Annotated in this window: 24 protein-coding genes and 1 pseudogene; 5 read left to right on the top strand and 20 right to left on the bottom strand. The window is 36.4% G+C overall.

Annotated elements, in window-relative coordinates:
• Positions 1–3 precede the first annotated feature (3 nt).
• The 5 genes from Q0371_RS16980 to sppA all read right to left on the bottom strand — a co-directional run bounded on the left by Q0371_RS16980 (position 4) and on the right by sppA (position 4,400).
• The gene (locus Q0371_RS16980; protein ID WP_298473287.1) at positions 4–1,194 is read right to left on the bottom strand and encodes an acetate kinase; all 1,191 of its coding nucleotides are present in this window, start codon (positions 1,192–1,194) and stop codon (positions 4–6) included.
• A 65-nt stretch (positions 1,195–1,259) separates the two neighbouring features.
• Positions 1,260–2,189 (bottom strand): class I SAM-dependent methyltransferase, encoded by a 930-nt coding sequence (locus Q0371_RS16975; RefSeq protein ID WP_298473285.1) that lies wholly within the window; start codon positions 2,187–2,189, stop codon positions 1,260–1,262.
• Positions 2,190–2,253: 64 nt separating this feature from the next.
• Positions 2,254–2,757: a thiol peroxidase gene (gene tpx, locus Q0371_RS16970; protein WP_169360937.1), complete on the bottom strand. Its 504-nt coding sequence runs from the start codon at positions 2,755–2,757 to the stop codon at positions 2,254–2,256.
• 35 nt (positions 2,758–2,792) lie between these two features.
• Positions 2,793–3,374: an RDD family protein gene (locus Q0371_RS16965; protein ID WP_298473283.1), complete on the bottom strand. Its 582-nt coding sequence runs from the start codon at positions 3,372–3,374 to the stop codon at positions 2,793–2,795.
• A 12-nt stretch (positions 3,375–3,386) separates the two neighbouring features.
• On the bottom strand, positions 3,387–4,400 hold the full coding sequence (gene sppA, locus Q0371_RS16960) for a signal peptide peptidase SppA (RefSeq protein WP_169360936.1): 1,014 nt from the start codon (positions 4,398–4,400) through the stop codon (positions 3,387–3,389).
• Between the two features lie 158 nt (positions 4,401–4,558).
• On the opposite strand from sppA, the gene Q0371_RS16955 reads away from it, so the two are divergent.
• Positions 4,559–5,359, top strand: a complete 801-nt coding sequence (locus Q0371_RS16955) for an NAD kinase (protein WP_169360935.1) — start codon at positions 4,559–4,561, stop codon at positions 5,357–5,359.
• A 7-nt stretch (positions 5,360–5,366) separates the two neighbouring features.
• Here the strand turns inward: Q0371_RS16955 and rarD are convergent, their stop codons facing one another.
• The 7 genes from rarD to ezrA all read right to left on the bottom strand — a co-directional run bounded on the left by rarD (position 5,367) and on the right by ezrA (position 13,609).
• Positions 5,367–6,275 (bottom strand): EamA family transporter RarD, encoded by a 909-nt coding sequence (gene rarD, locus Q0371_RS16950; protein ID WP_298473279.1) that lies wholly within the window; start codon positions 6,273–6,275, stop codon positions 5,367–5,369.
• A 117-nt stretch (positions 6,276–6,392) separates the two neighbouring features.
• Positions 6,393–6,950, bottom strand: coding sequence for a 2'-5' RNA ligase family protein (locus tag Q0371_RS16945; protein ID WP_298473277.1), 558 nt, complete (start codon positions 6,948–6,950; stop codon positions 6,393–6,395).
• A gap of 500 nt (positions 6,951–7,450) precedes the next feature.
• Complete coding sequence (locus tag Q0371_RS16940; RefSeq protein WP_298473275.1) at positions 7,451–9,031, bottom strand: acyl--CoA ligase; 1,581 nt, start codon at positions 9,029–9,031, stop codon at positions 7,451–7,453.
• A 164-nt stretch (positions 9,032–9,195) separates the two neighbouring features.
• Complete coding sequence (locus tag Q0371_RS16935; RefSeq protein ID WP_251557218.1) at positions 9,196–9,399, bottom strand: alpha/beta-type small acid-soluble spore protein; 204 nt, start codon at positions 9,397–9,399, stop codon at positions 9,196–9,198.
• Between the two features lie 82 nt (positions 9,400–9,481).
• Positions 9,482–10,684 carry a tRNA uracil 4-sulfurtransferase ThiI gene (gene thiI, locus Q0371_RS16930; protein ID WP_251557217.1) on the bottom strand — a complete coding sequence of 401 codons (1,203 nt, stop codon included), beginning with the start codon at positions 10,682–10,684 and terminating at the stop codon, positions 9,482–9,484.
• Positions 10,685–10,689: 5 nt separating this feature from the next.
• Positions 10,690–11,823: a cysteine desulfurase family protein gene (locus Q0371_RS16925; protein ID WP_298473271.1), complete on the bottom strand. Its 1,134-nt coding sequence runs from the start codon at positions 11,821–11,823 to the stop codon at positions 10,690–10,692.
• Between the two features lie 85 nt (positions 11,824–11,908).
• Entirely contained in the window at positions 11,909–13,609 is a 1,701-nt protein-coding gene (ezrA, locus tag Q0371_RS16920; RefSeq protein WP_169360930.1) for a septation ring formation regulator EzrA, read from the bottom strand.
• Positions 13,610–13,765: 156 nt separating this feature from the next.
• Here ezrA and hisJ point away from each other — a divergent pair, with 156 nt between their 5' ends.
• Entirely contained in the window at positions 13,766–14,563 is a 798-nt protein-coding gene (gene hisJ / locus Q0371_RS16915) for a histidinol-phosphatase HisJ (RefSeq protein ID WP_169360929.1), read from the top strand.
• A 14-nt stretch (positions 14,564–14,577) separates the two neighbouring features.
• Positions 14,578–15,057: a GAF domain-containing protein gene (locus Q0371_RS16910; RefSeq protein WP_169360928.1), complete on the top strand. Its 480-nt coding sequence runs from the start codon at positions 14,578–14,580 to the stop codon at positions 15,055–15,057.
• A gap of 64 nt (positions 15,058–15,121) precedes the next feature.
• On the opposite strand, the gene megL is transcribed toward Q0371_RS16910, so the two are convergent.
• Positions 15,122–16,294: a methionine gamma-lyase gene (megL, locus tag Q0371_RS16905; RefSeq protein WP_298473306.1), complete on the bottom strand. Its 1,173-nt coding sequence runs from the start codon at positions 16,292–16,294 to the stop codon at positions 15,122–15,124.
• Between the two features lie 90 nt (positions 16,295–16,384).
• Complete coding sequence (locus tag Q0371_RS16900) at positions 16,385–18,244, bottom strand: sensor domain-containing diguanylate cyclase (protein WP_169360927.1); 1,860 nt, start codon at positions 18,242–18,244, stop codon at positions 16,385–16,387.
• 370 nt (positions 18,245–18,614) lie between these two features.
• Between Q0371_RS16900 and rpsD the strand changes: the two genes are divergently transcribed.
• The gene (rpsD, locus tag Q0371_RS16895) at positions 18,615–19,217 is read left to right on the top strand and encodes a 30S ribosomal protein S4 (RefSeq protein ID WP_169360926.1); all 603 of its coding nucleotides are present in this window, start codon (positions 18,615–18,617) and stop codon (positions 19,215–19,217) included.
• 447 nt (positions 19,218–19,664) lie between these two features.
• On the opposite strand, the gene Q0371_RS16890 is transcribed toward rpsD, so the two are convergent.
• From Q0371_RS16890 to dnaN, 6 genes and pseudogenes are all read right to left on the bottom strand, one after another.
• Positions 19,665–19,847, bottom strand: a complete 183-nt coding sequence (locus tag Q0371_RS16890) for a hypothetical protein (RefSeq protein WP_169360925.1) — start codon at positions 19,845–19,847, stop codon at positions 19,665–19,667.
• 895 nt (positions 19,848–20,742) lie between these two features.
• Positions 20,743–20,985, bottom strand: a complete 243-nt coding sequence (locus tag Q0371_RS16885) for a hypothetical protein (protein ID WP_169360924.1) — start codon at positions 20,983–20,985, stop codon at positions 20,743–20,745.
• A gap of 357 nt (positions 20,986–21,342) precedes the next feature.
• Positions 21,343–22,071, bottom strand: a pseudogene (locus tag Q0371_RS19250) (transposase); the annotation flags it as partial.
• Positions 22,072–22,256: 185 nt separating this feature from the next.
• On the bottom strand, positions 22,257–22,628 hold the full coding sequence (locus Q0371_RS16875) for a hypothetical protein (protein ID WP_169360923.1): 372 nt from the start codon (positions 22,626–22,628) through the stop codon (positions 22,257–22,259).
• Positions 22,629–22,650: 22 nt separating this feature from the next.
• Positions 22,651–24,504, bottom strand: coding sequence for an RHS repeat-associated core domain-containing protein (locus Q0371_RS16870; RefSeq protein ID WP_366518614.1), 1,854 nt, complete (start codon positions 24,502–24,504; stop codon positions 22,651–22,653).
• Positions 24,467–25,402: a DNA polymerase III subunit beta gene (gene dnaN / locus Q0371_RS16865; RefSeq protein ID WP_298473249.1), complete on the bottom strand. Its 936-nt coding sequence runs from the start codon at positions 25,400–25,402 to the stop codon at positions 24,467–24,469. The genes Q0371_RS16870 and dnaN overlap by 38 nt, the downstream gene beginning before the upstream one ends.
• 202 nt (positions 25,403–25,604) lie before the next feature.
• On the opposite strand from dnaN, the gene Q0371_RS16860 reads away from it, so the two are divergent.
• Positions 25,605–25,781 carry a hypothetical protein gene (locus Q0371_RS16860; RefSeq protein ID WP_298473247.1) on the top strand — a complete coding sequence of 59 codons (177 nt, stop codon included), beginning with the start codon at positions 25,605–25,607 and terminating at the stop codon, positions 25,779–25,781.
• Positions 25,782–25,996 lie beyond the last annotated feature (215 nt).

Raw genomic sequence — 25,996 nt, 5'->3', positions numbered from 1 at the left:
TAACTACATCCCCGCCACCCGCATCACATCACTTGCTATCATAATCTCCTCATTCGTTGGGATGACGATGACTTTTACGGGTGAGTGTGGGTAGTTGATGAAGCCTTCTTTACCGTGCAGCTTGTTTAGGTCTGGGTCCATGTAGACGCCCATGAATTGGAGGCCAGAGAGTACTTTTTCGCGGATAACCTCGCTGTTTTCACCTATGCCTGCTGTGAAGATGATGGCGTCTACTCCATTCATACGGGCAGCGTAGGATCCGATGTATTTGTGTATTCGGTTGGCAAAGACGTCTAGTGCTAGTTGGGCACGGTCATTACCTTTGGTTGCTTCTGTTACGATATCTCGTAGATCACTGGAAAATCCAGAAACTCCGAGCATTCCTGATTTCTTGTTTAGTATATCTAGGATGCCTTCTGCGCTTTTTCCCGTCTTTTCCATTAAGTAGGGTATCAGAGCCGGGTCAATGTTTCCTGATCTTGTGCCCATTGTTACTCCTGCAAGTGGAGTGAAGCCCATGGAGGTGTCGATAGATTTTCCTTTGTGAATAGCAGCGATGCTTGCCCCATTTCCGAGATGACAGGAGATTAGGCGAGTTATTTCTAGTGGCCTATTTAATAATTCAGCTGCTCGGTGAGCGACATATTTATGAGAGGTTCCGTGAAAACCATATTTTCGAATACTATACTTTTCGTAATAGTCATACGGAATCGAGTATAAATAAGAACTTTCAGGCATCGTTTGATGGAAAGCAGTATCAAACACAGCGACAGCTGGTATATTGGGCAAAACTTTTTGAAATTCTCTTATTCCTGTAACGTTTGCCGGGTTATGAAGCGGAGCAAACTCTGCTAATCTTTCAATATTTTTGATTACGTCCTCGTTTATTAAAATGGAGTCATTGTATGTTTCTCCTCCATGTACGACACGGTGGCCAATTCCTTGTATATCTTCTAACGATTGAATTACTTTGCGATCAATCAGCATTTTAATGAGCAATTTAACCGCCTGTTCGTGATTATCTACTTGCTCTATTAAGTGGATACGTTCATCGTCAAAGTTCATCGTAAACACAGGATTTGATAACCCTATCCTTTCGATTAATCCTTTTGCTATTACTCTCTCTTCGGGCATTGAGTACAACTGAAATTTTAAAGAAGAACTACCTGCATTAACTGCTAAAATATTTGGCATAAGAAAACGCCCCTTCTTTATACTGATACAATAATTGTACCTTGCATAAAAGGGGCGGGCAAATTTTACCTATTATTTTCTTCTTGCCATATGTCGATTTTTTTGAAGAATAGCTCCATTGCTTCTCGATTTGTCATACTTGGTACCTTCGCAAGCAAGACCTCTCGTGGAGCCTTTAAGTCTTCGCTTTTCTTTTGTAAAATAAGGAGACTCTTTTCTTGCGCTTTGTTCTTAAAGATAGAGTCTGGAAGTTGAATGACTGCTTGTATCCAGCCATTTTCTTTTATAAATTTATGCAGCTGTGGTGCTTGCTTTGATTCGAAGATCGTAGCTGGGACTAGAAAATATAGATACCCTCCCGGCTTTACATGCTTCATCGCTTGTTCCATGAACAAATGATGGGCATAAGGCATTTCCTTCTTGCTATGAAGGAAATATTCCTTCGAGGCCTCTTCGTCTGGATAATATCCTACTGGCAAGTCACTTACAACTATATCGACGGGATCAATCATTAGTGGACGAATTGCATCCTGTCTAAATAACTGGATGTCCTGCTCCAGTAGTTCCCCAACCTGTGCAGCAAGCTGAATAAGTAACTCATCTATCTCCACTCCAAACGCATGGGAAGTATTCGGAATGACGTTCATTAAGGTGAATAGAAGGTTTCCAGTGCCTAATGCTGGATCTAAAAAGGACAGCTCCTTTTTCTCCTTGTTCATTTCTTTTACGAAGTAGCTTAATAGTAAGCCAATTGCGTCCGGTGTCATTTGGTGATTTGCTTGAGTTGACTTGCTCATCCCTTTTAAAATAGCTAGCTGGATAGCTTTACGAATCTCTTCTTTTTTAGGATTCACAAGGTCAGGAGCTTTTTTATTTTCAAGCCATAGCTCAAGTGCATAGACGATTCCTTCTAAATAAGGAGCAGATTCCTGCTCTTCTATATATGTGGCTTCTTGATCGATAAATGAAAAGATTTTTTCTACATTTGTTTGCATACTGATCCCTCAAATGAAAACCCACTCGAAATAGAGTGGGTTTACTTATTTTTTATAGTGTTAGTTATTGAGCTGCTTTAACAGCCTCAAGCGCTTTTTCGTAGTCAGGATGGTTAGTACCTTCACTTACGATTTCCTTGTAAGTTACTACACCATTCTTATCTACTACAAATACCGAGCGAGCAAGTAAGCGTAACTCTTCCATTACTATTCCGAATGCTTTCCCGAAAGAAAGGTCACGGTGATCAGATAATGTCTGAATAGAATCTGCTGCATTTGCTCCACACCAACGAGATTGTGCAAAAGGTAGGTCAACAGAGATTGTTAAAATAACAACATCATCACCAAGACTTGCAGCACTTTCGTTAAACTTATTAGTTTGTGCTGAACAAACACCAGTGTCAAGGGAAGGTACTACACTAATCAGGCGAGTTTTTCCAGCTGAATCCTCAAGAGTAACCGGCGATAGGTTATTTGCCAATACTGTAAAGTTTGGAGCTTTTTCCCCAACCTCTACCTCTTTGCCTAATAATGTTACAGGATTATTTTTAAATGTTACTTGTGTCATAATTATGTAGCCTCCTTTTCGATACTCTCATCTTACTAGAATTCGTTTGTCTCTTGCAACTCATTTGCAACAGGAGTGCGCTTATATTCTACAATTTCCTTTTTGTCATAGGAAGATTCGTGTATGACGAGTGTATCTGCGATAAAATCATGGATTGCTTGCTTTTGTGGTGTAAAGGCCGCAACTACATAAGGAAGGTTAAATGGTATGACTGATATTAGACGTCCTACCCATTCTCTGAATAAAACCGTACCCCATGTTAGCTTTCCTTCTCCTTTAGATACAACACGAATGCCAAAAATCATTTTACCCACTGTTTGTGAAAAGAACTTCGTCATAAGAACAAAGTACAAATAGAAAAGAATTGCTGTTACAAGTGATATCGGTGCATACCAGCTTGAACTGCTTACATCCAATGAGAACAAGCGGAAAACTGGTTTGATTAACAGCATGCCCACAGAAGATAGCACGAGCAAATCTACTATATAAGCCCAAAAGCGTATCCAAAAGCCAGCAGCCTTTTGTACATAGCTTTCCGTTTTCGAAACGGCCATTGTTTGACGAACAGGCGGGCTTTCTTTTACAAGCTCATGGTTATTTGGTTCTAACTCACTCATTGTATTCCCTCCTTATTCATTTCCATAAAGGTACATCATTTTTGGTGCAGAATTATCTGCAATTAGCTTAGCAATCAGTTTAGATTCAATGTCTACTCCAAAAAATGATTGTGCCTTCATCGCAAATAATGAAGAGAAGCTAGGAGAAAAACCATACTCAAATACTTCTGCGCCTTCTAGGTCATAGTCAGTTTGAATGGACGCTACAGCATCTTCTAAGAAACCAAGCTCATCCGCAAGACCCGACTCCACGGCCTGTCTTCCGTTTAATATTCTTCCATCTGCTACTTTCTTAACTTCAGCCTCTGTCATATTTCTTCCTTGTTCAATAATATCAACAAAGTCCTCATAAGAATCATTTAGCATATCTTGTAGCATTGCTCGCTCTTCTTCTGTCATGTCTCTCGTTGGACTCATAATGTCTTTATATGGTCCTGATTTGATCGTCACAAATTCCACGCCGTACTTTTCAGCAAGGCCTCCATAGTTTATGCTTTGCATAATAACCCCAATAGAACCTGTCAGTGTTTCTTTGTTAACAAAGATTTTATCGGCTGGTGCAGATATGTAATATCCTCCTGAAGCTGCCATGCTTCCCATCGAAACATAAAATGGTTTACCGGTCTCTTCTTGAATTTCTACTATTTCCTTATAGATCTGTGCTGATTCCACTACCCCTCCACCAGGGGAGTTTACTTGAAGAACGACTGCCTTAACAGAGTCGTCATTTCTTACTTGATCTAATTGTTGAAGGAAAAATTGATGATTATATCCTTCTGTTCCAAACAAGCTAGTAGTCCCACCAGTATCTTGAATGGTACCATCTACTGTAAGTACAGCCACTCGTTTATTCATACTTCCTGGCTGTAGGACTGTTTCATAGAACTCTGTATTAGCTGTAGAGCTTACATCTTCCATGAATGTAGACCAATCTGTTGAGAATATGGATGAAGCAGTATTAACAACCAAGGATATGGCTAACAAAATTGCAGCTCCTACAATGGCCAACCAACGTTTCATATTCATATTTACTAATTTCCTCCTTTTTCTTTCCTTCTTACATACGTTATAAATGTCTAAATGTTTCACTAAATGATAAAATAATAATACATAGACTAAAAGTACATGTAAACTTAATAGATTCTGTGCTTCGCAGTCTAAGCCCTATAAAAAGGAGCATGCTTATGACTTCAAGAAATAATATCTACCTATACACAAAGAATGACGCACACTCTCTAAAACGTAAAGAATCGATACAAAAAGTTATTCATCAGCATGGGTTTGTAGCAGTGGAAAATTTTGAAGAGGCTTCTATTATCGTTAGTATCGGATCCGACGCGACCTTTTTACAGGCGGTAAGAAAAACTGGATTTAGACAAGATACGTTGTACGCGGGTATCTCGACTACTGACTCTTTAAATATGTACTGTGATTTTTTCGTTGATGACATAGAGAAAATGGCTGAAGCGGTATTAAAAGATAAGATTGTTGTACGTAAATACCCTGTTTTAGAGGTATCTGTTAATAGCAACCCAAAATTCTATTGTCTTAATGAGTTTACCATTCGTTCCAATATCATTAAATCTTTTGTTTTAGATATTTTTATTGATCACAAGCATTTTGAAACCTTTCGTGGGGATGGAATGGTTATTTCCACGCCGACTGGAAGCTCCGCCTATAATAAGTCATTAAACGGAGCTGTCGTAGATCCACTCTTACGCTGCATCCAAGTTGCAGAGATTGCCTCTATGAATAGCAACGAATACCGAACTCTTGGGTCTCCCTTTATATTAAGCAGCGATCGAACACTTGAACTTCGCCTTCAACAGGATTGGAATGATTATCCATCCATGAGTACTGATAACGAGGCGCTAAGTATTCAGCATGTAGATACTGTGGCCCTTTCCTTAAGTGATAAGGTAGTAAAGACGGTTAAACTAAAAAATAATAGCTATTGGGATAAGGTAAAACGTTCGTTCCTATAATTCTTACTTATACTATTAACATTTTCTTTCTTCTTAATTCGATTATTTTTGAAAAAGTAAAAAGTAATAGAGCAGCCCATATGAATGAAAATGAAATAAATTCTATTTTGCTAAATTTCTCACCGTAAACAAAGATACCTATTAATAACATTAGTGTTGGTGCTATATATTGAATAAAACCTGACATATATAGAGGCATCGTTTTTGTTCCCTTTGCAAAAAGCACAAGCGGTACGGCAGTAGCGACTCCAGTAAGTACAAGGAGTATGGTTGTCGAGATATTACTTGAGAAAAATACTGCTTGATCTGATACAACAAGGTAGCTAAAGTAAGCTAATGCAACAGGGAGCACAAATAGTGTCTCAATTGTCAGCCCTCTTAAAGGATCGATTGTGATTCTTTTCTTGATCAACCCATAAAATGCAAAGGTGCTTGCTAATAACATGGCAATCCAAGGAACCACTCCGTAGGAGATTGTTAGTAAGACTACCCCTGTAGCAGCTATTAGAACAGAAATCTTTTGCGCCAAAGAAAGCTTTTCCTTTAAAAAGATTATGCCAAGTAGAACTGATAGTAATGGGTTGATATAATAGCCGAGGCTTGCTTGTACGATATAACCTTCATTTACTGCAAATATGTATAAAAACCAGTTACCTGTCACTAAATAAGAGGCTAAAACAAGACTCCAAAATGACTTTTTGTCCTTCCATAAATTTTTTAGGTCTTCTCTTAAAACAGAAAATTTTCGACCTATTAGTACTAACATTAGCGTAAAGACAAATGACCAGATTACTCGTCCAGATAATATTTCACCGCTAGCAACATGATCGAGGAGCTTCCAATAGATAGGCATGAACCCCCACCAAGCATATGCCAACACAACTACAATAATTCCTTGCTTTTCTTCTGCGTTCAAAATGACACCTTCTTTACATACTTTGACACTCGAAATAATAAAATCATTATATTACTTTATCTTACTAAAGTAAATGTCTGGAGAAGTATTTGAAGGTATAATTCACAGACCTCAGATTTAAGATCCCTTGCTTAAAGGAACATCTAAATATTTTTCATATCTTTGCTCTTCAATATTTAGTTCATAAATTCTTATAAATTTCACTTCAAAATTAGGATAAGGCGTCAATTCTATATTTGCTAATTGTTCCATTTCTTTTAATTCTTTTTTTGACAGTCCAGTAGATATGCTTCCATCGAAGTATTCTTTCCCCAATGTTAAGTGTGGAACAAATGCATTAAGTTCAAAGTACTTTTTTATTAAGTATTCTGAGGGTGAAATTTCTTGTACTATTTTTTGATGTAAATCGTGTAAATTACTTGAGTTTATGCTCAAATATAAAATGTTATCTCCAAAATACTTTGGTTTATTTATTGAAACTTGAAAAGGCTTGAAATTGTCACATACTCTCTGTACTTTGTCTATCCACTTCTTATCTGGAGTTAATCCTCCTTGTGCTTTCAAAGTTATATGAGGTTCAACACCTAATTTGTTCATCCATTTACGTTGAAACTGCTTAATCCGATTTATATATTCTTCTGGAGGGACAATTCCTATAAAATACTCTACTTTCATTCTTCTACACCCCTTTTTTTCAGCTCAAATAATTTTAACTGAATATTTTTAGCCTTCCAGATTGATATTCATGGAAGTTGTAAATAAACAATAAACTCTATTTTCAAGCCCATTTACTTTAATACTCCAAGCAATAATATGAATGGTGAAAATTTTAAAAAGTAGCTAGGGCATAACTAGGTAATAAATTAAAAACGTGAAATCAATAAACTTGATTTCACGTATTCACTGCTTTTTAAAGCTAGCTTATCTCTTGTAAGAGACCTCCCCATTCTAGTTGTTTGGAGAGGAGGCGGCGACTCCTGGGGGAACAGCGCGAGCTGAAAGCCCCGCAGGAGCAAAGCGACGAGGAGATTGAAGCCGTGCCCCCGGAAAGCGTCCGCTGGAGCGGAAAACAACTACCGGAATTTAAATAGAAGCCCCGAAAAATTTACCAGGTCGTAAAATTTCGAGGCTTTTTATTTTTTCTATTAAATTTTCCTTCATTAATAGTCAAACCTCTATTTAGTCTTTAACAATTCCTTTTGTCTAAGCTCAATTCTTCTAATTTTCCCAGAGGTTGTCTTTGGAAGCTCAGATATAAATTCTATTTCTCTAGGGTACTTGTAAGGTGCAGTTAGCGCTTTCACGTGGTCTTGAAGCTCTTTTACTAGCTCATCCGTTACTTGTAGGGAAGGATCTCTTAGCACCACATAAGCCTTAACAATAGTCCCTCTTATTTCATCTGGGCTACCGATGACTGCACATTCTTGTACTAGTGGATGCTTTGTTAAAGCGTCCTCAACCTCGAACGGTCCAATGGTATATCCAGAGCTAATGATTATATCGTCACCTCTACCTTCAAACCAGAAATAGCCGTCTTTGTCCTTCCTAGCTCTGTCTCCGGTAATATAATAATCTCCTCTAAACTGCATGGAGGTTCTTTCCGGATCTTTTAAATATTCCTTAAACAATGCAGGAGTTTCTACATGAACAGCAATGTCTCCTACTTCTTCTACGTCACATGGCTCTCCTTGGTCGTTGATGATTTCTACTTTGTTACCAGGAGTAGGTTTACCCATAGAGCCTGGCTTAGCCTCCATCCCTTTCATCGTACCGACTAGCAATGTATTTTCGGTTTGGCCATATCCGTCTCTCACTTCTAGGTCAAATAATTTTCCAAACGTTTCTATAACCTCTCTATTCAATGGCTCACCAGCAGAAACAGCACTATGGAGACTAGATAAATTATAATCAGCTAACCCATCTACCTTTGCCATGATTCGATATTCCGTAGGCGTGCAACATAGAACATTTACCTGTTGTTCTTGGATATTACGAAGATATACTTTTGCATCGAATTTGCCGTTATAAACGTATCCGGTTGCACCGCTTCCAAGCGTAGCTAAGAAAGGACTCCAGATCCATTTCTGCCAGCCTGGACTTGCTGTAGCCCATACAACGTCACCATCTTCAATCCCTAACCAGTTGGGAGCTGATGTCCGTAGGTGCGCAAAAGCCCAACCGTGTGTATGTACAACACCTTTAGGATTACCGGTTGTTCCACTTGTATAAGATAAGAAAGCCATGTCATCTTTTAAGGTTTCAATTGTAGAAAAATCCTCGCTTTCCTTTTCCATTTCATCTGTAAGAGATATCCATTGATTTTGACTTTGTCCAATGACAAATAGTAGTTTGTTCTCTAAATTGCTTACATCGTCGTATTGGGATAGGAACGGTTCAAAAGCTATGATTGCTTTTGCTTCACTATGGGTTAATCGATATTCAATATCCTTAGCTCTAAGCATCTCGGAGCTTGGGATTACAACTAATCCTGCTTTTAGCGCTGCAATATATACTTCATATGCTTCGATCAGTCTAGGAACCATAATAAGAACGACATCGCCTTTTTTAAGACCTTTGCTTGTAAATAAATTGGCAATTTTATTTGCTCGGAGGAGTAAATTTTTATAGGTGATTTGTTTCTTTTCCCCTTTATCAGATTCCCAAATAAGAGCTAACCTACTTTCATCGGTACTATACTTTTCGAACTCGCTTACTAGGTTATAGTGTGATGGTGCGATTAAATCCATTTTGTTCATGAATCATTTCCCCCTTCTTGTTCTAATTTAAAGTATAGGGGATTTTTTTACTTTTTTATATAATAAATTTAATTTTTAGAAATTTTGTAATATATGTACCACGAAAAATGATGCATAAAATAGGAAAAAGCCGGCAGTTTCCTGCCGACTTCTTTTTTATATGATTAGCTGTTTGAACCGTTCATTTGTTGTTGAGCTCTTTGCACTAAACGCTTAGTAATTTCTCCGCCTACGGATCCGTTGGCACGCGCTGATGCGTCTGCTCCTAAATTCACACCAAATTCTTGAGCGATTTCATATTTCATTTGATCAAGAGCTTGCTTTACACCAGGAACTAAAAGTTGGTTGCTGTTGTTGTTTGAAGACATTGTAATCACCTCCTTGTGAAATTAGAATGGTCGATTTCATTCTTTTTATGTACACAAGATATGAGGTATATTTTGTTATTTTTTACAATAGATCTTCAAAGACATTTTCTTTTTTCTTTGGGAATGAAATCGTCTCTCTATTTTCAACTGCTTCTTTTATCAATTCATCAAAATCCTTGAAGCTTTCATAGTATTCCACTTTCTCTAGCTTCGGTTTAGTCTTTGGACAAGAAGGAGTGAAAATAGTACAGCAATCCTCATATGGAAGAATTGATGTGTCATAAGTCCCGATTTCCCGGGCAATATCTATAATATCTAGTTTATCCATTGATATTAATGGTCTAAAAATAGGTGTAGATGTCACTGCATTTATAGCTGTTAGGCTTTCAAGCGTTTGGCTAGCTACTTGGCCTAAGCTTTCACCAGTCACAATTCCTAGTGCTCCAATTTCTTCGCGAACTAGATCTGCAATTTTCATCATAATTCTTCTAGTCGTAGTCATGGAAACATTTTCGGGAATTTGAGCCTGAATACTTTGTTGTATATCAGTGAAAGGTATGACATGAAGACGCACAGTTGCTCCAAAATGGCTTAACTGATTGGCAAGATCCATTACCTTTTCTTTTGATCGTTCGCTTGTAAATGGCGGACTATGAAAATGAATCGCATCTAATCTTACGCCACGCTTCATTAGCATATAACCAGCCACAGGACTATCAATTCCACCTGAAAGCATCAGTAAGGAACGACCATTAGATCCTAATGGCATTCCACCTGCTCCGGGAATTACTTGAGCCATCATATATACAGCATCGGTCAAGACTTCAATACGTAAATCGATTTCAGGCTTTTTCATTTGAACCTTTAAGGCTGGATATTGTCTTAACACATGGCTAGCGATAGTAGTTTGTAGCTCATACGTATCCATTGGAAAGCGCTTGTCAGTACGTTTTACTGTAACTCGGAATGTTTTATCTTCCGTCTCAAGACTTTCCATGATCTCTAATGCTGTTTTTTTAATATCTTCTATATCTTGTGAACAGGAAGCAACCGGACTAAACGATTGAATACCAAAAATTTTAGGTAAACGTTTGATTAGCTCTTGAATTTCTTCATCATCCGTAGAAGTTAAAAACATGCGATCTCGCTCAGCATGTACCTTTATATTTGGTAAGTCCACAAAGGAAAACTTAATATTATTTCGTAAATGATTAATAAACTGTTTTCTGTTCTTACCCTTAGTTGAAAGTTCTCCGTACCTAACTAAAATTTTCTCCCATTTCATTGCATTTAATCTCCTTTTATAACATTCATCACTTCGGTGAATATTTTTTTAAATGTCTCTATTTCTTCCTCGGTCGTTAGAGGACTGATACTTAAACGGATAACACCCTTTATATAGTCATCTGATATATGCATCGCCTTTAACACGTGGCTTGTTTTTGTTTGTCTAGAAGAACAAGCACTACTAGTAGAGACAATGACATCTTTTTTTTGTAATGCATTGATTATAACCTCTCCCTTGATTTTTCGCACAGAAAAAGTAACGATATGGGGAGCACGATTCTCTGGAGAAATCATTTTAATGCGTTCGAAGCCATGGAGAAACTGAACAAGCTCGTCAGTTAGATTTTTCATGTGTGTTGAATTTTTCTCCAAGCCAGTACTAGCAATTCTCATTGCCTTTGCTGTGCTTACTGCCAATGGAACTGGAGTTGTGCCACTTCTAATACCCGATTCTTGTCCTCCGCCGAACAATATAGGCTCTATCTCTCTTGTTTTTGAAAGTGCAAGTAAACCGGAGCCTTTTATACCGTGAATTTTATGAGATGAAATAGTTATTGCATCTATATCATACCGTTTAAAGTCTATCGATAATTTACCAAAGCTTTGTACTGCATCGACATGAATGACTGCCTTACTTTCTCTTCTCACAATTGTGCTCAATGCTTTAAGTGGCTGCACAGCACCCGTTTCATTGTTAACATGCATAACACTCACTAGCATCGTTTCTGCGCGAATCAGTTTGGAAAACTCATTTAAATCTATTATTCCGCTAGCATCGACCGGAATCCATTCCACCTCAAAGCCCATAACAACCAGTTGTTTAGCCGCTTCTATAATAGAAGGGTGTTCAATTTGAGAAATAAGTACGTGCTTTCCTCTAAATTTATATTTGTTTGCAAGTCCAAATATCGCTAAATTATTGGACTCCGTACCACCAGACGTAAAGTATATTTTAGCACTAGCAGTGTGCAGAATTTCTGCTATTTGTTCTCGCGCTGATTGTAATAACTGGTTCGTTTTATGACCAAATTCATGTATAGAGGATGGATTTGCCCAATATGTTTCGTTCACAGCGACAAAAGTATCCATTATTTCCGGTAATACTTTTGTTGTTGCGCTATTATCCAAATAAATCAAAGTATTCTCTCTCCTTCTTAGGAAAAAGACCACCATCACAAGTAGTGAGGTGGTCTACATTTCTATCTGTTTTTAAGATACCATGTTATGTACGCCAAGCTGCTTCTTTAATCATCATTTCGATTTTCTTTAAAGCTCCTGGTTCCACTTCTTCTACTGCAGTTGCCGCATCTTCCAATGCCTTAGCATAGCGCAATTGTCTGAATGCTTCCTCTGCTTCGAGTAAACGTGCATGAACATTTGGATGCGACGCACGATAACGATTTCCATACTGAATAATTTTTTCAGTTAGCTCTACATTTTCTAACATTTCTTTTGCTTTATGATGTACATCTTCCATGCATGCCTCTGCCTTTTCCAAATAACCATCGACCAATGTCATATTTAAAGGAACTTCCTGCAAGCTTTGCATAGCAACATAAATATGCTCTTCCGCTTCTTCTAATCGGACATCCATTTCTTCTGGTATACCTGGAATATTGGCTTTTTGAATCATACGATCTGTATCATGTAATAATATTTTTAAGTCATCTAGCTTTTCTCGGGCCTTGTTTTCGTCGATGCGCAGATTTTTTAGACGGTTTGCGAAGCGATCCTGCTCTTCGTATAATCGATCAATCTCTTCCGCAATTTCGTTCAGTTCTTCCTGAAGACTTGAATAGGCAGATTTCTCTTCCTCTACTCGGAGAGCAAGCATGCTAAATTTTTTATCTAGCTCCTCTAGCTCTTTTAGACAGCTCTGAGGTATTTCAGCTTCTTTTTCAGGTAAACGATAACTTTGCTGTACATATGTCGCTTCTTCATTGATCGCTCTAGTAGCTGTAGTTACTTCTCTCAAACGAATAGCTGTCTGGTCCTTATAGCTATCCACGTACTTTTTAGCTATGACTTCTTTTTCCAATAGATCATAGAACGTTTCAATTTCTTCTTTTATCTCTCCCACACGAATCAATGGCTTAGCAACATCCAGACTAATAATAGAGGTCTTTAACTCTGCAAGCTCTGCTTCTAAATCATCTAGCTTTTTAGTCATTTCTAAATGCTGCAAGTAATAAGAACTAGCTTCCATTTCCTTTTGACCGTTTCGCAGCTCATGTATCGTAGCAGGGATTTTATGCTGAATCTCAGTAAGTAAAGTTGGAATTTCATGTATTTTATGAAAGAACTTTTGTCCTTCATCTTGTATGTTGATCACTATTTCTCTAGCGCTTAAGTAGTTCCCAGTATCCGTTAGCTGGTCAAATTCCTCAAAGAGTGGTAAGAAGGATTCTAATTTAGCCTCTAGAGCAGGAGCTGCTTCGCCAAAAGAATATTGATGGGCTAACAATGTTTTTCTTGCTGAACGATGTTGGTCCTTAAGCTGTTCTATTTCTATGCGGTTTTTTTCCTCGCTACCGATTAGTTCCTCTAACTCTTTGATAATACCTGACATTTTCTCATCACAAGTAGATATCAAAGTTTGAAGTTCTTTTTCGATTTTGGTGGCCTTCATAAAAAGGAACTTATCTACATATTCTTCCGCATCAAACAAAAGAACGTCAATCTTAGGCATATGTACATCCATTACTTCGGTCCAATTATTGCGCCATCTTTCAAACATTTCTTCTGTTTGCCCATTCATATTTAGCTGTTTAACTTTAGTCATTTCCTCTAAAATAGGCTTGTTTTGAATTTGGTGCTTTTCATGCTCTAAGCGAGCTATTTCTGTTTGGTGTTTCTTTCGTATGATAAATGCAATGATTGCAATTACTAAAAGTACAATGACTGCTGGGATGATATACCTCATCGTAAGCCCCCTGTTCCTGTTCCAAAATCAAAAAGTGCGAATTGTATCTTACTATATATATTACCATGCTTTTTATGTTATTGTTTCATTAAATAAGAATAAACCTAAGAAATGTTAAAAAATAATGTAACTTTCTACAAAAGGAGCCCAACTGCTATGAAAAAAGATGGACATATACATACCCCTTACTGTCCTCATGGAACACTGGATAGTTTTAACCAGTATATTGAAAAGGCTATTCTAAATGGTTTTCAAGAAATCACTTTTACCGAACATGCTCCGTTGCCTTCCAGCTTTATAGATCCCACGCCAGATAAAGATAGTGGTATGGATTTTCATCGCTTAGAGGCCTATTTAACGGAACTAAATCAGTTGAAAAAACAGTATAAACGAGATATTGTTATATCTACAGGCTTAGAGATTGATTATATTTCAGGTTTTGAATCAGAAACTACGGAGTTTTTAAACAACTATGGAAGTTATTTAGACGATTCCATTCTATCCGTACATTTTTTACTCGATCAAAATCAATATGTATGTATCGATTATTCTAAGGAAGTTTACCTGAGATTCGTCGAAAAACTTGGTAGTCCTATGTCTGTCTATAAATTGTATTACAAAACGTTGATGGATTCAATAACGAGCGACTTAGGAATATATAAGCCAAAACGGATTGGACATATTACACTTGTACATAAGTTTCAGCATGCACTTTCTGAAATTGTTGATGATCATGAAGACATCTTAGGTATATTAGTAGAAATGAGGAATAGATTGTTAGAGTTAGATGCAAATAGTGCAGGCTTTGCTAAGCCTTTTTGCAAAGAGAGCTATCCTCCAATTCCCTATATTTCTCTGGCAAAGGAATTAGGTATACCTATAGTTTTTGGATCAGATGCGCACCAAGCAAAAGATTTACACCAGTATTATAAATGTTTTAATAATATCTTGTAGATTGGAGAATGTATATGTTTCAAACAACTAACTATTCAACTGACTTGTCCGCTAGCTATTCATTATTGTGTAAACAGCTAGATGCTCTTTTAGAGGGCGAAACTAATGCAATTGCCAACTTAAGTAACGCCTCTGCTCTTTTAAACCAGTTCTTCGACAAAATTAATTGGGTTGGGTTTTACCTAGTCGAAGATGGTGGACTTGTGCTCGGACCATTCCAAGGTCTACCTGCTTGTGTTCGTATTTCACTTGGTAAAGGCGTATGTGGTACAGCAGCGGAAACACAGGAAACAATAATCGTACCTGATGTTCATGCATTTCCTGGTCATATAGCTTGTGATGCCGCTTCGCAATCAGAAATTGTTGTTCCTATTGTAAGAGAGGGTAAACTTCTCGGAGTTTTAGATATTGATAGCCCTATAAAAGATCGATTTACTGCTGAGGATGGAAAAGGACTAGAACAGTTCGTAGAGGTCCTTATTAAGCATATATAACTTCTAGTTAACTAGATTGAAAGAGGATGTGATGACTTCTGTCATTTCATCCTCTTTCGTTTTTTTACAATTTATCTAAGGCTTGCTCTAAATCTCTAATAATGTCTTCTGAGTTTTCAAGACCAACTGACAGTCTTAGTAATCCATCGGTTATACCCATAGCAATTCTCTCTTTGCTAGGTACTACAGAGTGGGTCATAGTTGCTGGATGTTGGATTAGTGTCTCGGCATCACCTAGGCTTACTGCGATTTTAATGAGCGAAAGAGCATTCATAAACTGCTGGGCTTTTTCCTTACCACCCTTAATAGCAAAGGAAATTAGTCCTCCCCCGTTTTTCATTTGCCTTTTTGCTACCTCGTACTGAGGATTTTTTTGATCGAAAGGATAATAAATGGACTCAATAGAAGGATGGGACTCTAAAAATGAAAATACTTTTTCTGCGTTACTAGAATGTCTATCCATTCTGACATGTAACGTCTTTAACCCTCTAATTAACAGCCACGCATCAAATGGTGATATGATACCGCCAAAGTCCTTCTGAACAGTCGAACGAATTATGTCCATTTGTTCTTTTTCCTTGCCTACTAGAATCCCAGCTATCACATCTCCATGACCGTTAATATACTTCGTGGCACTATGCAGTACGAAGTTTGCTCCTAAGTCTAACGGATTTTGTAGATATGGAGAACAGAAAGTATTATCCACCACTACCGGAATATTATGTTTCTGTGCAATTTTGACGATTAATGCGATATCTACAATTTCCATCGTTGGATTGATCGGTGTTTCCACGTAAATACATGTCGTATTTGGTTTAATAGCTGCCTCAATTTCTTCTTCGGTTGACAACTTTTCCAAGCTATGCGAAATATTATATTTTTCCTCCATTATGTTCAGTAACCCAAATGTACAACCATAAATTCCTCTTGTGCATAAGATATGGTCACCAGCTTTAGTCAAATATACTAGGATTGTACTTACTGCGGCCATCCCCGACCCAAAAGCAAGCGCACCCTCTCCATTTTCTATCGCTGCCATTCTTTGCTCTAGCACTTGGACAGTCGGATTACCTAACCGGGAATAGATCCCTCCCGCTTCCTCTCCTGCAAACCGTTTCGCACCTTGCTCTGCATTTTCAAATGCAAATGTAGAAGTTTGATAGAGCGGAACCGCTAAACTGTCATGATGATTCTCAGTAGCATACCCTTGATGAATAAGTGTTGTTTCTTTTTCCATTGATGATTTTCCCAAAATCGTGCACCCCTTTTGTAAACGCTTTCAAATATAGTGTACACATATTTCCAAAAAAAGAAAAGGCAACTCATCTTAATGACAAGTTACCTCGTAAATACATAGCTGGTTTTTTCCATTATTTTTCGCTTCATATAGTGCAATATCTGCATGATGAAACAAATTATGAAAGTCTGCATCCCCTCTTTTACTCCACCCAGATAAACCAACAGAAACGGTCACCCCTGGATTTGTATAAATAGGGATTATCTCTAAGAGGTCGGCACAAATTCTTTCACCTTCCTCCACAGACATCTGGGGAAAATATAGAGCCAGCTCTTCTCCACCCCATCTTGCACCTATTCCTACTTGTTCTACTTTTTTATCAATAACCGTTGCAATTTGTTTAAGAATACTGTCTCCTACCTGATGTCCATGAGTGTCATTCACTTGTTTAAAGTTATCGATATCCATTAGTACGAAGATCCCACTAGTATCATTAATCATAGATTCCTCTACGTATCTATCTAAATAGCTTCTTGCATAGAGATTCGTCAGGTGGTCACGATCAACCATTTCTTGTAATTTATTGCGCAGCGCGGAATTAGTAAGGGCCAAGGAGGAATGCTGTATTAAGGATTGCATTAATTTGAAGCTATCGAAGGAAAAATAGTATGGATCGCTGTGCAATACTATGCTAAACCCAGTAATATTTTCTTGTTCTCTTAAAGGAATTGCCACAAGAGATCGATATGCAACGTTCGTATTACTTAGTCGATTGAAATCAGCCACAAACAGCGAATCCTTAAGCTTTTTAAATTGGTTTCCTACATGTTGAATATACATTTGGCCTTCTAATGTGTAAAAATAATCAGAGCTAGCTACACTGATCGAGTATTCATCATCCTCTATAAATACAAAACAAACATGCTCTGGCTGAAATGATTTCATTAGTTGATTTTTTAAGAATATGACCATGTCTTCTTGCGATAAATTCATATTCAATTTATGAGTCGTCTCATTGATTAATTGTAAGTCACCAACTAAACGGTGAGATTGAATAAACAACTTAGCATTTTCTAGGGCGTTTCCAGCAGTAGCAGCAAGCATCTTCATAAATTCCTTCTGCCTGATTGAAAACAGATAATCCATCGGGGTAGATACTTGTAGGATACCGTAGATCCCCTGCTTCCCCTTTATTGGTATATTTAATAGTTTCATCTTCGAATTTTCTACTAAATCTGAAGTTATTTCTCCGGATACGTACGCTTCAACCGTACTAGGTCTCTCCGAGGTATAATCAAATAATTTATATGGAACAGAAGTTTTACGATCTTGATCGTTAGAGAGAATCAATGTATTGTCAAAGTCAGGAAAAGCATCCTGAACAGCCAATAATGTTCCTTTTAAGATTTGATCTACCTCAAGTGTAGAATGGAACATTTTTGTCACGTTAAAAAGATTTCTGTATTGGTGCTCCTGTTCTGTTAAGAAGATAGACTTTCTAACCATTCTTACTAATTTGCTAATGATTAGTATAAATTCATTTACTTCAGATGTCTTCGCGAATTTCTCCCATTTCTCTGTTGCTTCCATTACTAACATCCCAAGAATCTCATGATCCTCACTTCTAAACAAAATAGAAACTTCACCACACTGTTTTTCTCCTTTTCTTATAAAAGGAATCTCTGCATAGTCTTTTTCATAGAAGAAACCTTCTATTTCTATCCATCTAATGGCTTCTCTTTTTTTAATGAGTGAGTGATTCCAATTCAGTTGAATGAAAGTATGGGCATCCTGTTTATAATAGGTGGCAAACCTAACGTCAAAAAACTCAGCCAACAATACTTTGAGTTCTTCAAACCAATTAATCTCACTGTCTTGACTGAAAGTATAATCGGTCCATAAGTCAAAAACTCTGCCTTTAAATTTTGTTAAGTCTATATCGTTTGCCATCTATTACACCTCTTTGCTTTCGGAGAGAAATTATGATACTTTTATCCCAATACCCTTATAATTCAATTTGACTATAAAATTTCCGTTTTGTCAATATATTCAATTTCCCAAAATAGCTATAATATTAATTAACTAATGTATATGATTGACTTTCAACAGTGCACGAGATACAATAGTCTTTGTGTAAAATAAATGCAGCAGTTGTATGGATTAGATTGTTCATTTTGTTCCTCTATTTAAAATAGATGGTGTATCCCGTAACCCTCGGCTGCTAGGGCGATGATACATGAAAACGAAATGGCTGCTAGTCTGAATGCATCTGGTTCTTATTTTACAACAAAATAAAACCAATACAAAGGAGGAGTCATTCATGGCTCGCTATACAGGTCCAGCATGGAAATTATCACGTCGTCTTGGTATCTCACTAAGTGGTACTGGTAAAGAATTAGAAAAACGCCCATACGCACCAGGACAACACGGTCCTAACCAACGTAAAAAATTAACTGAGTACGGTCTTCAATTACAAGAAAAACAAAAACTTCGTCACACTTATGGTGTTAACGAACGTCAATTCCGTACTTTGTTTGATAAAGCTGGTAAAATGCAAGGTAAACATGGTGAAAACTTCATGATCCTTCTTGAAACTCGCCTTGATAACATTGTATACCGTTTAGGTCTTGCTCGCACTCGTCGTGGAGCTCGTCAATTAGTTAACCATGGTCATATCATGGTTGACGGTAAACGCGTTGATATTCCTTCATACCGTTTAAAACCAGGTCAAGAAATTTCACTTCGTGAAAAATCTCAAAACCTAGATGTTGTAAACGAATCTATGGAAGTTAATAACTTCGTACCAGAATACCTTACATTTGACGCAGACAACAAAGTTGGTACTTTCGTTCGCCTTCCAGAGCGTAGCGAATTATCAGCTGAAATCAACGAATCTCTAATCGTTGAGTTCTACTCTCGTTAATCTAATTGCTCTGCAAAGAGTAATATTAAAAGCCTTAGAAACCTTTATAACAAAGGGTTTCAGGGCTTTTTTCTTTTTCTCTATAATGCAAGATAAAGCATATAAAAGAAAGTAATTGGGGCTAGTTTGGGGCTAAAAAATATATGGCGGCGTAAGTACAGGAATGTGTAAGTGAAATTAGGAGCCTCCAGTACAATTTTCTTTTTTAAAGTTGACGTCTAATCATGATTGTATAACTAAAAGTGCCTAACTCAAGGCATTTTCTCATTTAAGTATTCTAATCTAAGAATAGAATTATCTAAAATAATTAGGAGCCAAGGACTATGAACAAAGATTATTAATTATTTCTTCACCCTTCTACGGAATTCGGGTCTTTGTTATTCAATCTCTTTGACTGAATAATGTATTTCATTACTTCAAGAACCTTATTCATACTAACAAATTTCATTAAAGTACTTTCTCATGCTTGTGAACCCCAATGGTACGTTCTCTTCCCTCTATTTCAAGAATAGATTCTGTAAAAGACTTTTTTAATGAACGATTTGCTTCTAGACTAGGATAGTTAGCATAAACCTCTGTGATATAACGTGCCACAAAAATTTCTTGATATGACGAAAATAGAATAGTCATATTCAACCCGCTATTAATTTTGTCAAAGTTGGGAACACACAATCGTTTTCCACTTCCAAGTCAGAAGAACCCTTCCCCTTAATACCTTTTCATATTCTTCATACCCATTCACTTTTCCTAAACGACCTGCTTCTTGACAATCAGGAAAAGCAATTTCATAAGCCCTTTTCTTTTGGAAAATTAGTCGGATAGCCCAAAAAAGTTATATATACTAATAGTCCAAAGACCTTTGTTATCCATCACCGCTAGCGAACCTCAACGACTTATCGTTAACAAGTTTGCTGCAATGGCAATAACGAGTATATTAACAGAAATAATTGAAGAAGATACAATTTCATCTCATATGACTGTTTTTCACGCAAAGAAAAATAATATGAGATGTATACCTATTAAAAGCAGCAACTAAACACGGTTACTGGTAGAGAAATTTAATCCATCCAAAATTTCATAGATAATTTTTCACATATAAAAACACCTTCTATTCTACACTTTTAATTAATGTATAGATTCGTAGGTGTTTTATATGTCTTAATATTTCAGGTTAGTCTCCTTGTAATTCGACCATTGTGCTGCTCTTGTATTCTTTATAGTTTTATCCTATGTTTTTCAATAATTTATTTACTACTTCTAATCCGTACCGATAGAAATTCTCCTCCATTTTTTAAATCCAATTTACTCCAATTCGTTTATTACTAATTTTAACAGGAAATATCGCTGTTTCTAACCTACTAAATTATGGTGATTCGCTCAACAAAATATTGGTATTGTACGTACTAAATAATTTGTAAAAACATAATATAAGGCTTATGAGCACTATGTCAAAAGCGCGGCTTATTCGGCACCTAGCCTAGAAAAAATCCCTGAGAAAGAATTTTCTTTCTCAGGGATTAATGAGTTAAAGCACTGATATCTCTGTTACTTCACTCCATATTAATCGAATATTTTTGGAGTCCAGTATACCCTTTTCTAATACTTCTTCACTATCATTATATTTTTGAACTGTATCTATATCATTATATTTAGTCAAAAACCACCCATTTTCATTTCTACTAATAGAATACTTTTCACCTCTATATGAAAATTCCACTTCGTGCCCTAAAGACAAGTCATCCACTAAATCTTTATACGTATAATTCATAATAAATTAACCTCCCACTCTCTATTTCCAAGGTCCTCTTGGTGTTTATCTTACTCCAATCCCAATCATGTTCATAGGGTACCTTAGGATGTTCTTCAGGATTTCCATGGTCCGTAAAGTCTATATCTTTTTTAACATTCCCATTCTTATCATAATATTTACGTTGAATTAAATTACCCTTCTCATCATCCCTATCCATCGATGAATTTGATTTTTGTCCTTTACCTGGTAGTTTATTTTTTGTAGTTGTAGAAAGGTATTTACTCTTAGGATAACTAGTATTACCTTTACCCTTAGGAATATCTAAAAATGTATTTTATGAAAGGTGGCAGTTTTTTTAACCGCCAACCATATTGGTTAAATAGCCATTGTTTTAGGTTGATCTGGCATGATATAAGCCGTTTTATTTTTCATCATACCATAGATTATTCTGACTAATCTTCTCATAATGCAAAGTAAGGCTTGTGACTTTGATTTTCCCTCTTTTAGTTTCTGATTGTAGTAAGCGTAAAAGACAGGATTACAAGGAATTTTACTGCCTTTACATACTTGTTCTTGTTGGACAGCTAAGTTGTAAAAGGATCGTATAGCTTTCGATTGCCTTGCTTTGTTTTCTTTTCTTTATCTTTTCGTTTCCTTACCGCCCGAACCCATTTTAATAGGGGCTATTCCTGCATACCTTGCTAGTTTGTCAGGGTTAGCGAACAGATGAATGTCACTGATTTCTGCAATCAAAGCTGATGAAGTAACCGTATCAATCCCTGGCATGGTATCAAGCTGAATACCTAATGTCTGAATGGTCACCTTTAACTCTTTATCCACCTTCTTGATTTCCTGCTTTTTAAAACGGATATCTCGCACTATGCTTTGAATGATAAAGTCTCTTGTTGTCTGAAATTCTCGTTTTATCTCACCGTCTGCTTGAACAAGAGATAGTATCTGTTCTGCTTTCCTAGTGGAACAAGCGTTACTACTCGCTTCTAATAGAAATGCTCTCAATCGCTCTACTGTTTCCCCCTCCAAATGAAATGGAGAAGGATAGCTTTCCCAATAGGCTAAAGCAGTTTTCCCATCCACTTCTGTAAAACATCATGTAGGGATTACAAAGATTACCTTTATTCTCTAGATAAAAAACGGTTCAATCGGCACTGGATAGACACACAAAAAAGAAACCTTGAAAGGCATAAATTCTGCCAATCAAGGTTTTAAAGGTTGATTATATCAAAAGCTGTCTTGAGTATAAAATAGTTAATATAAAACTACTAAATAGTTTACATATTCTCAATTTCATCATTAACTTTTTTAATTTGTTTTATCATCTCATCCATTATGTTTTGGTCAAAAACCCCATCTTTATCTCCTGATAAAAAAAACAATTTTAACCAATAGGCATTATCCTCAGTAAATGTTTCAATTGCTTTCCAAATGTTCTCTTTGGTCAGTGTTCTCACAATGACATCAGGTGGACTTGCTGGTATATAATCTAAACCTTCTTTATCCATGTACCAATAGTAATTGCTTGGTGTAGTGACTACCATGGTATAAGTCATTCCATCTTCCATCGTTACAAACACATCAATGTTATCGTTATTTTTATCTATTGTATCAAAATAAGCTGGAAACTCTATATCTCTAATCTTCAATATTATTCTCTCCTTTCTAAGGTTATTTTCCGTATAGTTGTTTTAATACTTTTATTACCGTACCTTGATTTTTTTTGTTAGACTTGGCGAGTATTTCAACGCCACCATTTATATTTCTAAAATAAACTCTAGCTCCATTCTTACTTCTTAGCTCATGTATTCCTCCAAATCCGAGAGAATTATTTCCTATTCCTGGGTTAGAGTTCCCTTGCTGTAATTTAGCTACTAAATTATTAGCTTCTTTTTGAATAAGTGTATCTTTACCCATTTCCTCAGCAGCTTTTACTAACCTAGAGTCTTTTTTTATAGATGAGATTATTCTAACATTAGCTGTACCCTTAACCTTAACAGGACCAATATATTTTTTAGATATACTCCAAGGTATCCCTCCACCTCCACCAACTCCTCCTTGATGCAATTGTTTCATGCCATCTGGATCTGTATACTTAATAGGATTGTTAGAGACGTATGTGTACCCATTTTGTGTAAGTATATCATCACTATCCCCGGGATCAGGATCTTGTGATAAAAATACGCCAGATTCTGGCTGATAGTATCTAGCTATCAAGTAATATAATCCTGTTTCTTTGTCATACAGGTAGCCAGCATAACGATAAGGATTGTCCTTCACTTGGTCTGTTTCATCAAATTCTAATACATTCCCCCATGCATCGTATTTATAGGTAGCCACTATTTCACTATTCCGATTAGTTAAAGCTATAACATCTCCGTGGGCATTATAATGATAGAAGAAAGTTTGCACTCCCTTCTTCATCGAAAGCAACTGACCATTTTCTGAATACGTGTAAGAACGTATGACATTGTTTTTCTCATCTGTTTCATAAAGAACGTTGATACTGTCCCCATTATAATGGTAGTTGGTAACAACTTCATTAGCATTTTTCTGAATTCGTCTTCCACTCTCATCGTACTGATATGTGACAAACGGAGTAGATTCTCCTATATTTGTAACAGAAATAAGCTCATCTGCATTGTTCCATTCATAGATATACTGTCCATCTATTACTCGGTTGCCGTTGGTATCATAAGTAATGGTCTCATCATCAAATTGCGTTAATTGGTTGGCTATATTATATATTGCAATTTTATTTGTAGTTTGTCCATTATTTGTAATGGTTATTTTCTTTCTGTTTCCAAAGCCATCATAGGCGTATTCATTGACCTGTCCATTTCTTAAAGATTCTTTTATCAATTGTTCTTGGTCATCGTAATCATATGATATAAATGAATCATCAAGATAGTCTATTTTTGTACGGTTTCCATTCGAGTCATAAGAGTAGTCTTCCATTAAAATTTTTTTTCCGTCTGCTGTTCCAATGGTAAGGTTGCTTACTAGTCCCCGATCATCGAAGTTAAAAGTTGACCCTGCCCCGTTAGCTGATGTGAATGTTTGAACATTTCCTTTCTCATTATAGCCAAAATGGTAAGTGCCATCTCCCGTGGTAACAAGTGTATTTTGATCCAACTGGTTATATTCGTATTTATTTGTTTGCGTAAAGGCTCCATGTGAAAAGATGAAACTATCTAACTTATGGGTTTTGGCTAGATAGTTCCACTGCTGGTGCCCTTCCCGATCCTTCAAGTCTTTGACTCGGTTAGAGGAATCAAATGCTCTAGATTTCTGCCTTGCTTCCTTTACATACATAACGGACTCTTCATTTCCATTTAAATCATACTTAAAGTTAAAATACTCTTCATTATTATAGAAAATACTTTTAACTCTATTTACACCGTCATAAGTCCACGAAATAGCGTTTCCTCTAGGTAAAATTGTTTTCGTTAGGTTTTTGTTAGTATCATATTCATTGATAGTCACATCATTTAATGAACCTGTTGTTTTGGTCAGATTGTCCATTAATTTTTATTTTTGAACCATTCATTATTTCAAGATGAACATTGTTATTCTTCCATTCACTTGCAAAAAGGCAAGCTCTATCTATCCCCTGTAATAACTGTTTGGTATTAAGAGTAATTATCGTGTTCGAATTACTTGGAAATAATCCGTCGACGTTAGGATAATTGCCATCGATCAATCTAGAAAATAGAGAAATTGTATTTGTTTTAAATGTCATATACCGTTCTGATATAAAAATATGTATTACACTATCTTCATTACTTATTATTTTGGCTAGTTCATTCAAACTTGTTCCTGGTACGTTGAAAGACCCCTCTATATTTGATTTTATTTCAACATCTCTTAAAGCCAAACGTTGGGAATTGGTTGCTACACACTTTAATCGCTGAGCTTTAAACAACATATTCACTCCGGTTAAGACAGGCCTAGACTCACTCTTTGAAACTGCAAACACAGTTTGTTTAATAATTTCCAGTAATTCAACACTTGGAATTTTAATATATTTATCCTCATCGATTTTAGGGAGGCTAGGGTAATCGTCTGCATGAAACCCGTATAATTTAGTTACAATGTCATCGGATTGAATGGTTACTACTTGTTTCTCATCTACTTTTATATGTATTTTTCCAGGTAGCTTCTTAACAATTTCACTTAAGTATTTTGCTGAAACTACAACACTCCCTGGTATACACACTTCCAGCACTTTTACTCCATCATTCATCAAAGGGATAATTGTCTCAATAACAATATCAGAATTACTGCCCACTAGCGTTAAGCCACTTTCATCAGCAGTAATCTTAATACCTGTAAGAATAGGAAAAGGCGTTTTGGAAGTCACTGCTCTATTAACATCTGAAATTGCTTTACTAAAAAAATCATTATCAATTATAAATTCCATCAAAAGGTCCACCTCGTTTTAATTATAAGTATTCCTAATTCGACAAACTCCTTCCCAATCCCTCCCTCAAACTTTTCTATCCTTTTATTAATAAATGTCTTTGTGTTATACATAAGGTAGTATTGTTGATGAAATGTTACACTAAAACTAATGTCACAGTTAGTGGATAAAATTATTTTTTTTAAACAAAAGAGGGGTAAATATGATTTGGTTAATAGTTCTTCTTATTCTTTTTATTATTATCGCTTTTGCTCTCCTAGTTGAAAGGAGAAATAAGAAAATTAATAACAATAACCAGAATCCAATAAATCCAAATGCAAAACCAGGGGAAAGCTCTAATCATACGATGGAAGATAATAGATATTCAAATGTTGAATAACTCAATTACACTTAAATCAGTGGAATTGTCACATAACGTGCTCTCGGAAGGTCACCTCGTAGCGTAGATTAAATTTTCTAGCATAGTCTCTATTTTAAAATTCCATTTTTTCTAGTAAGACATCTCCCCTCCCCATTCTTATTGGTTGGAGAGGAGGCGACGACTCCCTCTTAAAATGTAGTCGTACCAATGGTTTCATTACGTATTTTAAAGTG

Origin of the sequence: uncultured Psychrobacillus sp., assembly GCF_938022135.1 — a bacterium.
Classification (GTDB): domain Bacteria; phylum Bacillota; class Bacilli; order Bacillales_A; family Planococcaceae; genus Psychrobacillus.
The sequence above is the reverse complement of the archived record's forward strand: the minus strand, read 5'-3'. Positions and strand labels throughout refer to the sequence as shown.

Excerpts from the sequence above, each read along its gene's own strand:
- dnaN (WP_298473249.1), bottom strand. The coding sequence starts at position 25,402 with ATGGAATTTATAATTGATAATGATTTTTTTAGTAAAGCAATTTCAGAT.
- rpsD (WP_169360926.1), top strand. The coding sequence starts at position 18,615 with ATGGCTCGCTATACAGGTCCAGCATGGAAATTATCACGTCGTCTTGGT.
- Q0371_RS16945 (WP_298473277.1), bottom strand. The coding sequence starts at position 6,950 with ATGAAAGTAGAGTATTTTATAGGAATTGTCCCTCCAGAAGAATATATA.
- Q0371_RS16935 (WP_251557218.1), bottom strand. The coding sequence starts at position 9,399 with ATGTCTTCAAACAACAACAGCAACCAACTTTTAGTTCCTGGTGTAAAG.
- Q0371_RS16975 (WP_298473285.1), bottom strand. The coding sequence starts at position 2,189 with ATGCAAACAAATGTAGAAAAAATCTTTTCATTTATCGATCAAGAAGCC.
- tpx (WP_169360937.1), bottom strand. The coding sequence starts at position 2,757 with ATGACACAAGTAACATTTAAAAATAATCCTGTAACATTATTAGGCAAA.
- ezrA (WP_169360930.1), bottom strand. The coding sequence starts at position 13,609 with ATGAGGTATATCATCCCAGCAGTCATTGTACTTTTAGTAATTGCAATC.
- Q0371_RS16955 (WP_169360935.1), top strand. The coding sequence starts at position 4,559 with ATGACTTCAAGAAATAATATCTACCTATACACAAAGAATGACGCACAC.
- megL (WP_298473306.1), bottom strand. The coding sequence starts at position 16,294 with ATGGAAAAAGAAACAACACTTATTCATCAAGGGTATGCTACTGAGAAT.
- sppA (WP_169360936.1), bottom strand. The coding sequence starts at position 4,400 with ATGAATATGAAACGTTGGTTGGCCATTGTAGGAGCTGCAATTTTGTTA.
- Q0371_RS16870 (WP_366518614.1), bottom strand. The coding sequence starts at position 24,504 with ATGGACAATCTGACCAAAACAACAGGTTCATTAAATGATGTGACTATC.
- hisJ (WP_169360929.1), top strand. The coding sequence starts at position 13,766 with ATGAAAAAAGATGGACATATACATACCCCTTACTGTCCTCATGGAACA.
- Q0371_RS16910 (WP_169360928.1), top strand. The coding sequence starts at position 14,578 with ATGTTTCAAACAACTAACTATTCAACTGACTTGTCCGCTAGCTATTCA.
- Q0371_RS16980 (WP_298473287.1), bottom strand. The coding sequence starts at position 1,194 with ATGCCAAATATTTTAGCAGTTAATGCAGGTAGTTCTTCTTTAAAATTT.
- Q0371_RS16890 (WP_169360925.1), bottom strand. The coding sequence starts at position 19,847 with ATGACTATTCTATTTTCGTCATATCAAGAAATTTTTGTGGCACGTTAT.
- thiI (WP_251557217.1), bottom strand. The coding sequence starts at position 10,684 with ATGAAATGGGAGAAAATTTTAGTTAGGTACGGAGAACTTTCAACTAAG.
- Q0371_RS16965 (WP_298473283.1), bottom strand. The coding sequence starts at position 3,374 with ATGAGTGAGTTAGAACCAAATAACCATGAGCTTGTAAAAGAAAGCCCG.
- Q0371_RS16885 (WP_169360924.1), bottom strand. The coding sequence starts at position 20,985 with ATGAATTATACGTATAAAGATTTAGTGGATGACTTGTCTTTAGGGCAC.
- Q0371_RS16900 (WP_169360927.1), bottom strand. The coding sequence starts at position 18,244 with ATGGCAAACGATATAGACTTAACAAAATTTAAAGGCAGAGTTTTTGAC.
- Q0371_RS16860 (WP_298473247.1), top strand. The coding sequence starts at position 25,605 with ATGATTTGGTTAATAGTTCTTCTTATTCTTTTTATTATTATCGCTTTT.
- Q0371_RS16940 (WP_298473275.1), bottom strand. The coding sequence starts at position 9,031 with ATGAACAAAATGGATTTAATCGCACCATCACACTATAACCTAGTAAGC.